This window comes from Nocardiopsis sp. TNDT3 (assembly GCF_003427465.1).
Classification (GTDB): Bacteria; Actinomycetota; Actinomycetes; order Streptosporangiales; family Streptosporangiaceae; genus Nocardiopsis; species Nocardiopsis dassonvillei.
Genome location: NZ_QPFC01000832.1, coordinates 1 through 1,757, shown reverse-complemented (window position 1 = coordinate 1,757; position 1,757 = coordinate 1). Strand labels below are relative to the sequence as shown.

Sequence of the window (1,757 nt, the reverse complement as noted above, 5' to 3'; positions counted from 1 at the left end):
GGGGAACCAGGGGAGCCGGGGACGGCCGGTGGCCGCCCGCCGCCGTCCACGGGCCGCTCCGCCGCGGAGCGGGGCGCCCCCGACGGGAGTCCGCGCCCGGTCCCCTCCCGGGCGAGCACGCGCAGGGCCCCGTCCTCCCGTTCGACCGCCTCCACGCGGACCGGGCGGCGCACGGGCAGTTCGTAGCGGCGCTCGTACTCGGCCAGGTAGCGGGCCACGTGCCGCGCGCTCGGGTACTCCCGCCCCTCCTCGGCGGGCATCCACCAGCCCGGCAGCATGCTGTGCTCGGCGGGGGAGAACAGCCGCAGCGAGTCCCAGTACTCGGTCCAGGACCCGCCCGGCTCCTCATCCGCGTCCAGGACGGCGAAGTCGAGCCCGGCCCGCCGCAGGAAGTACCCCGCGGCGAGCCCGGCCTGCCCGCCGCCGACCACCACCACGTCGTGCACGTGCTCCGCGCGGTCCATTCCCCGTCCCTCCGTCAGTGGTGCCGCGGCGGCCGGGTTCAGCAGACGCTGTCGCCCGGCTTGGGCACGCCCAGGCCGAACAGGCTGCGGGCCCGCAGCCCCGCCCAGGTCCCGGCCAGGGCGAAGACCGCCCACAGCCACCCGTGCAGGCTGCCCGAACCGATTCCGGCCAGGTAGGCGCCGATGTTGCAGCCGCCCGCCAGACGCGCGCCGATGCCCATGAGGATGCCGCCCAGGAGCCCGGCGGCGACGAGCTTCCAGCTCAGGCCGGTGTGCAGCTTCCACGCCCCGGCGGCGGCCGCGGCCACGGCGGCGCCCAGGATGATGCCGATGTTGGTCAGGCTGGTCTTGTCCTGGAGCACCGGACCGGCGAGCTGCGCGGCCTGCTGGGGCTGGTTCCAGAACGCCCAGGTCTCGGGGTGCGCGCCCAGCAGCTGGAGCGCCTTGGCGCCCCACAGGTTGAAGGCGGAGGTGACGCCCCAGGCGCCGCCGGAGACCAGCAGCACCGCCGCGCCGAGCACCGACAGCACCAGGGCCCCGGCGATCATGGGCCAGCTGCCCCGGACCACGCGCAGCAGGCCCCGCGCCGAGGGCGGCGTGCCCACGGGCGGCGGGACGCGGCGGTTCTGCACGACGCGGGTGCCCACGACCACGGCCGCGAGCACGGCGATGGTGATCGCCCAGGATCCGCCCCATCCCACGTGGTCGGAGAGCAGGAACGGCGGCAGCGCGGGCAGGTCGTTGACCAGCGGCCACGCGGCGCTGTAGATCACCGATCCCGCGATGAAGCCGACGAGGGTGATGACGATGGCCGACTGGCCGGAGCCGACCGCGAAGAGCGTGCCCGAGGCGCAGGCGCCACCCAGCTGCATGCCGATGCCGAACAGGAACGCGCCCAGGAACAGGGCGATGCCGATGGGTCCGGCCGAGGCCTGCGGGTCGTTGCCGAACAGCCCGGTTCCGGTGCCGATGACCAGCGCGAACAGGGTCGCGGTGGTGCCCAGCAGCACGGCGTGCGCGCGCAGGCCGGTGCCGTTGCCCACGGCGAGGAACTGCCGCCAGGCGGAGGTGAAGCCGAACCGGGAGTGGAACAGGGTGAAGCCCAGGCCCGTGCCCAGGAGCAGCAGGACGGCGGGCAGCGCGCCGTGGGTGTTCCACACGTAGGCGGCCAGGCCCACGGCCACGGCCAGGGCGATGCCGAGCGGCCACCAGCGGACCGGTTCGGCCTCGGCCGCGCGGGGCTGCGGCACGGACAGGGTCGGCCGCCAGCTCAGGGACAGGGCGGGCGAGACG

The 1,757-nt window shown here is 75.7% G+C and carries 2 protein-coding genes; both read right to left on the bottom strand.

All coding sequences use genetic code 11. The features are described 5' to 3' along the window. On the bottom strand, positions 1–464 hold a 464-nt coding region (locus DQW06_RS20165; protein ID WP_232833094.1), incomplete at its 3' end, for an FAD-dependent oxidoreductase. 38 nt (positions 465–502) lie between these two features. After that, positions 503–1,757: YeeE/YedE family protein (locus DQW06_RS20160; RefSeq protein ID WP_232833093.1), on the bottom strand; the 1,255-nt coding region annotated here is incomplete at its 5' end.